The sequence below is a fragment of the Methanohalobium sp. genome (assembly GCF_018609725.1).
Lineage (GTDB): Archaea > Halobacteriota > Methanosarcinia > Methanosarcinales > Methanosarcinaceae > Methanohalobium.
Genome location: NZ_JAHENT010000033.1, coordinates 1 through 7,415, shown reverse-complemented (window position 1 = coordinate 7,415; position 7,415 = coordinate 1). Strand labels below are relative to the sequence as shown.

Annotated in this window: 11 protein-coding genes and 1 pseudogene; 10 read left to right on the top strand and 2 right to left on the bottom strand. The window is 33.0% G+C overall.

Features of this window, described 5'->3' with window-relative positions; all coding sequences use genetic code 11:
• Together QZ276_RS01835 and QZ276_RS01830 are read right to left on the bottom strand one after the other, a co-directional pair.
• Window positions 1-776, bottom strand: a pseudogene (locus QZ276_RS01835) (hypothetical protein); the annotation flags it as partial.
• Between the two features lie 4 nt (window positions 777-780).
• The gene (locus QZ276_RS01830; RefSeq protein WP_292484763.1) at window positions 781-1,107 is read right to left on the bottom strand and encodes a hypothetical protein; all 327 of its coding nucleotides are present in this window, start codon (window positions 1,105-1,107) and stop codon (window positions 781-783) included.
• 618 nt (window positions 1,108-1,725) lie between these two features.
• On the opposite strand from QZ276_RS01830, the gene QZ276_RS01825 reads away from it, so the two are divergent.
• From QZ276_RS01825 to QZ276_RS01780, 10 genes are all read left to right on the top strand, one after another.
• Window positions 1,726-2,037 (top strand): hypothetical protein, encoded by a 312-nt coding sequence (locus QZ276_RS01825; protein ID WP_292484761.1) that lies wholly within the window; start codon window positions 1,726-1,728, stop codon window positions 2,035-2,037.
• 69 nt (window positions 2,038-2,106) lie between these two features.
• Window positions 2,107-2,487, top strand: coding sequence for a hypothetical protein (locus QZ276_RS01820; protein ID WP_292484759.1), 381 nt, complete (start codon window positions 2,107-2,109; stop codon window positions 2,485-2,487).
• A 36-nt stretch (window positions 2,488-2,523) separates the two neighbouring features.
• Entirely contained in the window at window positions 2,524-2,739 is a 216-nt protein-coding gene (locus QZ276_RS01815; RefSeq protein ID WP_292484757.1) for a hypothetical protein, read from the top strand.
• On the top strand, window positions 2,736-2,990 hold the full coding sequence (locus QZ276_RS01810) for a hypothetical protein (RefSeq protein WP_292484756.1): 255 nt from the start codon (window positions 2,736-2,738) through the stop codon (window positions 2,988-2,990). The genes QZ276_RS01815 and QZ276_RS01810 overlap by 4 nt, the downstream gene beginning before the upstream one ends.
• Window positions 2,983-3,213, top strand: a complete 231-nt coding sequence (locus QZ276_RS01805; RefSeq protein ID WP_292484754.1) for a hypothetical protein — start codon at window positions 2,983-2,985, stop codon at window positions 3,211-3,213. Before QZ276_RS01810 ends, QZ276_RS01805 begins: the two co-directional genes overlap by 8 nt.
• Window positions 3,159-3,452 carry a hypothetical protein gene (locus QZ276_RS01800; RefSeq protein WP_292484752.1) on the top strand — a complete coding sequence of 98 codons (294 nt, stop codon included), beginning with the start codon at window positions 3,159-3,161 and terminating at the stop codon, window positions 3,450-3,452. The genes QZ276_RS01805 and QZ276_RS01800 overlap by 55 nt, the downstream gene beginning before the upstream one ends.
• A 449-nt stretch (window positions 3,453-3,901) precedes the next feature.
• Entirely contained in the window at window positions 3,902-4,417 is a 516-nt protein-coding gene (locus tag QZ276_RS01795) for a hypothetical protein (RefSeq protein ID WP_292484750.1), read from the top strand.
• A gap of 5 nt (window positions 4,418-4,422) precedes the next feature.
• Entirely contained in the window at window positions 4,423-6,579 is a 2,157-nt protein-coding gene (locus tag QZ276_RS01790; protein ID WP_292484748.1) for a DNA polymerase, read from the top strand.
• Window positions 6,572-6,889, top strand: coding sequence for a hypothetical protein (locus tag QZ276_RS01785; protein ID WP_292484745.1), 318 nt, complete (start codon window positions 6,572-6,574; stop codon window positions 6,887-6,889). Before QZ276_RS01790 ends, QZ276_RS01785 begins: the two co-directional genes overlap by 8 nt.
• 127 nt (window positions 6,890-7,016) lie before the next feature.
• The gene (locus tag QZ276_RS01780) at window positions 7,017-7,175 is read left to right on the top strand and encodes a hypothetical protein (RefSeq protein WP_292484743.1); all 159 of its coding nucleotides are present in this window, start codon (window positions 7,017-7,019) and stop codon (window positions 7,173-7,175) included.
• The last annotated feature ends 240 nt before the right edge of the window (window positions 7,176-7,415 follow it).

Sequence of the window (7,415 nt, the reverse complement as noted above, 5' to 3'; positions counted from 1 at the left end):
CAGAATCCACCAAGGACCAAGGCCAAGATCCACAACCAGTAAGGAATACCCACAAAGGTATCAGTCAATTCAAAACCAGCAATTGACGTGCCACCACTTGTAGATGAAAGTGTTGCATCAAGTGTAGTAATGTCACTTGAAACATACACTTCCTTATCCCCACTTTCTTCAATGGTATCAAGGGATTCTGTGTAAATTGCAACACCTCTACTTGTATCTCTTGCATCAATTTCAACACTTGGATTTTCTTGGTTTTGTGCATTGAATAGCACAAAGTTACTTGTTACGTTTACACTTTCGTTGTAAGAACCATTTGCAATTTTAATTTCCGTCCCTGCCTTTGCATTGTCAACAGCAGTTTGCACACTTAGGTAATCTTGCCCACTTTCACCAACTGTAATAACATTCTTATCGTAAGTGGTAACATTGTCACCAATTGTGATAGTATTATCAACAGTTGTGTTTACAAGTGGGGAAGTACCTTCTGGTACTTGTGTATCATTTGCAAACAATGGCAAAACATACACTTCCCCATTGTCGGGGTTTGCATTTTGAATAGTTAGGTTTTTATCTGTTTCAACATATTCGTAATATACTCCTGGTGAAACATTGATAGTATCACCATCTGCAGCATTACTAATTGCACTTTCAAGATCTGGATATTGTTCAGATCCATCTTCTGCAACTGTTAGTGTACTTGCTGATACTCCACCAACAAAACTACTTGCAACCAACATTACCGCCATGATACTGATTAGTGCTTTTCCAAGTTTCATTGTTTTATGTCTCCATTAGGATGTAAAATGCAACAAGTGAAATTGCCGTAAGACCAACACCCATAATGGGTTGGTTTGCTTCAACAAAAGTCACAAATTCAGGTACAAACTGGTACAAAAGTAATGCGGCAATTGGCGCACCAAAAGACAGCATTTCCCAACTATCCAATTTACCCAATTGCCTTTCTGAAATTAGGTATGCACCACCCAAAGACCCGAGGAAAATATAACCCGCAAATGGGGCAAGGTTTGTTTGCAATACACTAATATCAACAACACCGAAAACTGTACCAGCAGTCACACCCAACAATAGTGCCAATACAACTGCCAATGGACTATCTTTCAATGCCATGGTTTATGTTTTTACGTGATTCAAGAAATGCAGATCTGCATTTCTTGGGGTTTTTGAACCCATAATGGACTATACTCTTTAATGGGTCTTATAACTAACAGGCAAGAAATGTAGCCTTTTTGCTTTTAGTTAGTAGCATGATATAAGTAGGCTTAGATTAATCCTAAACAGGCAGTAGAAGCCTTCTACCTACTGATTTAGGCACTTATTACCTGTCAACAACCCGATGCAAAAATGTAATACTCTTAAGGTCTTGGGGTGTGTTGGTACTATGTGTAACCATTGAAAACCACTACAATGCAAAAAGAAGTTGGTTTTCATGGTACTACCTGTAAACAAGAAAGGGAAAGTTTTAATATGAACCCAGTAAATGGTATAGTTACAGGAAGGCCAAGAAAGAGGGAAAGTAAAGTATGGGTGAATTGCCCCATACATCTTTCCTTTCAAGCCTTGTGCCTTTCTTTAGTAAATCAGTTGGTTCAGATCTGCCAATACGGAAAACAGATCTGCAACCCAGTGGCTTGGAAAAATAAAGGGTTGCAAAGCCACCCTAAACAATCTTCACGTACACGCGTGAAACAATAGGTGTTAAACACCATGGCAGACAACGACAACGACAACGAGGAAAACGAGACAGCACAGGCAGAAGTTGACTTTGAAGATCTGGATGATTCAGTGAAAGAGCAACTAATGAATCATCCAGAAGTCAGGCGTTATGTGGAATATGAGGAAACCAGTATTCCACAAATTGCTTCAATGTTAGGTAATTTGGAAGAAGGTGAAAAGGAAACTTTTGACCTTCTGGTTTCAGGTATTGCCGAAAGACGGGGACGTATCACGGAACAAACCGTGAGCAAAGTCCTTACTGGACTTGTTGAAGAATATAATGACGTTGCAGGTGGATTGTAACTAAGATCTTCCCTATTTAGGTGTATGAAATAGCACATTGAAAAAACAATAGGGACTTACAATAAAACCATGTCAGAAGAATACAATCCAGATGCGTTAGAAGAACAGGCAGAAGAAAGTAGTCCAATTGAAGGAACAGCAGAAATTACCAACATTGAACCTTCAACAGTTGGTAAGGAATATTCGGGTTCAAGTAATATGCCTGGTGAAAGTCAAAATTTGGCTATTGACAACCCGGAAAGAAATTGTATTGTGGTAGAAGTTGAAGTTGAAGATCTTGAACAACCAATTTCCGACATTTTCCCTGAACCTAAGAGTGAACAAAGTTGGAGTAATCCCAACTTTAAACTTGGACAATTCAGATCTTACTATGGATCTGTGCCAAGGGAAGGTATGGAAATTGAATACCAAACAAACCAAGAAACCGGGTTTGTTGAAATAGTTTACTAAACTCCCTTCCCATTATTAGGAGTATGAAATAGCACATTGAAAACAAAATGGGAAATATCAAAAGGTGGCAAAATGTCAAAACACGTTAAAACGGTAAGGTTGTATTGTGCCAGTTGTGGAGAAACAACACCACATGAAAGATATGTAAATGGTACATTTGGTTGTAAAGTGTGTAAAGATATGGGACAACAAAACATTAACAAAGAACACAAAACAGATCGACAATCCTTTTTTAAGGAGTTTAAACAATGAGTGACACATTAAGTTATGAAGAAGTATCAAAACACAAAGTACCAAGTGAATTGCTTAATGCAATTACTAATGATGCAACTGTAAACAAAGTAAAGCATTACCCAAATGAAGATAAATATAAGTTACAATTTGATCCAGAAGATGAAATTGAATATCATAGTATAAAATTAGATAAATATTTTATTGAATCACTTTATATTAGGGAAAGATCCAAGTCTATATTTCTTGGAAAAGGTGATAACAATGATTAACTTAGAAAAAGGTGAATTTGTCAAAATATCAGAAGATGAAATTTATAGGGTGAAAGAAGATCTTAGTGATTCAACTTCCCCATTCTATTGTATCTTAACACCTATTAATGGTAGTGGAAAAGATTTAAAACTCACTCATAAACAGGTGCAAATGAATATGGGGAATAAGTGGAAAAAGATTATAAATATGCAAAGTACAAGGAGTGTAATTGCCGGTCCATGAATAGTAATAGAATTGAGTTTATTCAAGAGTGTAAGGAAAAAGGTGGAATACCAATTAAATGCCATAATGAGCCAAAGGGCTCAAAAGAAATTTGTGGATGGATATGGTGTTATCAACCAAGGGATAAACCTAAACCAACTGTCACATGTCCTTCTTGTGGATACAAAGTAGAATTAGAAGAAAATAGACTTGATAAAAATGCAGATCTGAATGGTGGTGATTATGATGGCAAATTATAAGATAGTTAATTATACAGATCTGTTACTCATGTCTTTTGGATTGTTGTGGATTTTAATATTTATTGGTGTTATGTTTATAGAGGTGATTGCATGAATGGAAAATATAGGGAATTGCATTTAGTAGTGCAAAACTTCTTACTACTAATTCTAATAATTGAAATTGCAATTATAATTGCTATGTTAAATGGGGTGATTACATGAATATCTTTTACAAAGATTATGGTACTTTCAAAATGCCACCTGAAATTATAGATAAATTGAATTTTGTAATTATTGGTGATTCTTTTGAATGTCATTTGCAGATCTTGGGTACAAATTATAAAATTTATGATAAAAAGGAGGGATATTGCTATACATGAATGTAGAAAAAATAAAAGGCATTTGGTGGCAAAATGCCTGCAATTTCTTATTAGGCTTGGATTGTTATAAACCTTTGGGTTGTGATAGTAATGCCTGAAAGTGAATTACTTACGGAATTTGAAACATCAAGTGGTGATGTTATAAGAAAATTTGAAGATCCACAAGGTAACATTACATACAGAAGGGGAAGTAAAACACAAAGAGCAGGAAAAGGAACATTCATTAGTCAACAACAAGGTGAAAACTTGGAAGATTTAGCACAATCAAATGAAGGAAATGCACAAAATATTAACTATACAATTACACCAAGATCTGAAAGTGATAGAAATAATGCAATTCGTGAAAGGTATGAAAAATGGGTGGATTATGAAGGTTTGAATCCTAATCAAATACCAGAAGGTGAAAATGAAGAAACTACACGTATCAAAGGATGGATGCAAAATAGTGAGGTACAAAGGCAAGTAAGAAATGATGAATTACTAAAAAGTCAAACTGAAAGACAAAGAGCAACAGAAGCCAAAGCAAGAAAGATAGTTGAAGATCTAAAACAGGCAAGAAGTGACAAAGACGTTATGGACATACTAAGGCACCATGGAATATATTAACAACAATGTCAAAAAGTGATACACCACTAAAAGAGATAAACTTAGAAAAGGCATATAGTCAACAAATTAAACCAACTTGGACTGGTAACAAAACGATTAATGCATTTGATACAGAAACACATGAAGGTAGTGTATTTATGCTTAGTTATTACATAGATGAATTTAATGGAATACATCATAACCGAAAAGTTGAATCTCTTTCAAGTCAACAGATCTTAGAAATTATTACACATAGAAAATGCAGATCTGCTATTAATGTTTGGTATAATTTAGATTTTGACGCAAATGCAATTTTATCAGAAATACTTAATATGCAACAAATGAAAGAGTTATCTATTACTAATGAAACCAATTTTGAGTTTAATGGTATTGAATACAATTTGAAATATATTAAAGGCAAATTCCTTTCAATTCAAGATGAACATAGAAACACATACCAACACTTTGATATTAGCCAATTTTTCTATACGTCTTTAGACAATGCGGCAAAAGAATGGCTTGGGGAAAGTAAAGATCCAATTAAAACCCACAAATTTGGTTCTAATGCTTGTGAAAGACATAATGAAGTTATAGATTTATGTCCATATTGTTGGAATGGCACACAAGCCAAACACTATATCCAAAGTAATTATGAAGATATTAAGAAGTATGCATTGAAAGATGCAAGACTCACTTATGAATTAGCAATTAACCTTTTTGATCTTGCAGAAAAATTAGATATTCCTATGGGTTCCCCTTATTCAACTGGTTATTTATCTGCTGAATATCTAAGAGCCAATACCGAAAAGAAACCACGTTTTGGTTCGCAAAACTATCCTAAGATGTTTTGGGAGTCTTATTATGGTGGTAGGTTTGAAGTTTTCAAAAGGGGTGAAATAGGGGAAGTTGTTGCACCTGATATTAATAGTGCATATCCAGCAGTTATGAAAGATTTACCAGATCCAACTACATTAAATTGGGAACACTATATAAATGTAGATGTTGACAATCAAGTATTTACACCTGATAGTTTTGAATTTGAAGATATTGAAAAAGCGGATTATGGTGTTGTAAATGCAATAGTTACAACAAACCACAATGAACCAATACAACCATTTGCAATTAAACCGCACTTTTCAAATAAGGTTCATTTTCCTATATTAACTGGACATGAAATTACTGTAATTAAACCAATATTTGAATTTGCTGTTAAAAATAATCTTGTTGAAGATTACCAACTTATAGAAGCATGGCTTGGAAATGAAACAGAAAATACGCAATACCCATTTGACTTTATCGGAGATCTGTATGCACAAAGAAAAATGTTTGAAAAAGAAGGTTTTGACAAAAGAGCCAAACTTTTGAAAATTATACTTAATTCACTATATGGAAAGACTTGCCAAACAACTGAATATAAACGTATTGAAGAAAAGCCAATAGATCTAACTGAAACACCTTACGAAAAGATTTATCCAAGTGACTTTTTAAATAACAATCAAACTTCTATGCTTAATGACAATGAAGTTATTATTGCATCTACTCATGCAGGCAGAAGATTTAACCCATTCTTTGCATCTTACATTACTGGTATAACCCGATTAAAATTGCACAAGGCAGTAAAGAAATATGACTTAGTTGATGCAACTGTAATGTTTGCAACTGATTCAATAATGGTAGAAAAAGAGCCATACGAAAATTCTAATTTCAATGAATTAATACAAACTACTAATTTTGACTTAGAAGGTGAAAAGTTTAAAGAAAGTGCAATTGATTCATTAGGCAAATGGGATTTTGATTATGAAGGAAAGGCATTTGTTGTTGGATCTGGTGTTTATGAAGTTACTTTACCAAATGGTAATAACTACTTGAAAACAAGGGGATTCAGGGAAAAAGATCTTGATGGAACACTTAGAGAATTAGGAGAAAAATATAAAACTCATATACCTGTTGAAAATGAAAGGCCACTAACTATTTCAGAAGTTGTTATTTCACCTGATAAAGGAAATGTCTCACAATTCATTAAAGAAACAAAAGAAATTTCACCTGATTTTGATGATAAACGTAATTGGGAAAAACTTACACCTACATTTACAGATTTGCTTGAAGGTACTGAAAACAGTATGCCAATAACACTAAGTGATGAACAAAGTGAATTACTAAAGGAGGTTCAAACAAATGTATAAAAATAATCAAATTAATGACATTTTAAATAAATTTAGGGATTCTACATATAAGACTTACTTAACAGTAAAACAGAAATATGAAGATCTAATAAAAGAAGTTTATGGTGTATATTATGAGCCATACATACTAAAATATTATATAATTTTATTTGTGCTTAGTTTATTTTTATTTGTGCTTAGTTTATTTTTACTAATTCCAGATAGTAAAACATTATATTCAAAACCTTTAATTATATTTGCACTTTTAGTAATGTGGATTATGCCACATTATGCAATATATAAAGAGCATAAAAAATGGGTGGCAAAATGAAAACAAAGTGGAAATATACATTACCACAATGTAAACAATGCGGTATAAGTTTATCAAAAAGCATACTAAAACTAAAAGATCCAGTTTGTGATAGTTGCACAAACAAAGATCTTGAAAAACTCGAGTTATGACAAAAAGACCCAATGTAAAAAGACGTATAGTTAATGAAAGTGATAAAACTTTAATAATTCCACCTAATGAAAGTGTTGATGTAATGATTCAAAAAGAAGGTGATACAAGGACATTAATTAAAACAAAAATCCAAGAAATTGTAGGATTTAAATAATGATTAAAATAGAATATTGTCCATATTGTGGATTTAAACATTATAAATTTAAAATTCTTAGATATACATTAAGATATGGTTGTAAATATAAAATAATGTAAACAAATAATTTAAGGTGGCAAAATGTCTGCAAGATCTTTCCCACATTACGGTATTGCAATAAGTGACAAATTGCAATTATATAATTTCCATACAAAAAGAGGTAACTTTTCTGATACGACAAAATGTAATAATCACATT

Bases quoted from the DNA above. Each gene is read 5' to 3' on its own strand.
- QZ276_RS01785 (WP_292484745.1), top strand. From the start codon at position 6,572: ATGTATAAAAATAATCAAATTAATGACATTTTAAATAAATTTAGGGAT.
- QZ276_RS01810 (WP_292484756.1), top strand. From the start codon at position 2,736: ATGAGTGACACATTAAGTTATGAAGAAGTATCAAAACACAAAGTACCA.
- QZ276_RS01820 (WP_292484759.1), top strand. From the start codon at position 2,107: ATGTCAGAAGAATACAATCCAGATGCGTTAGAAGAACAGGCAGAAGAA.
- QZ276_RS01780 (WP_292484743.1), top strand. From the start codon at position 7,017: ATGACAAAAAGACCCAATGTAAAAAGACGTATAGTTAATGAAAGTGAT.
- QZ276_RS01825 (WP_292484761.1), top strand. From the start codon at position 1,726: ATGGCAGACAACGACAACGACAACGAGGAAAACGAGACAGCACAGGCA.
- QZ276_RS01790 (WP_292484748.1), top strand. From the start codon at position 4,423: ATGTCAAAAAGTGATACACCACTAAAAGAGATAAACTTAGAAAAGGCA.
- QZ276_RS01805 (WP_292484754.1), top strand. From the start codon at position 2,983: ATGATTAACTTAGAAAAAGGTGAATTTGTCAAAATATCAGAAGATGAA.
- QZ276_RS01795 (WP_292484750.1), top strand. From the start codon at position 3,902: ATGCCTGAAAGTGAATTACTTACGGAATTTGAAACATCAAGTGGTGAT.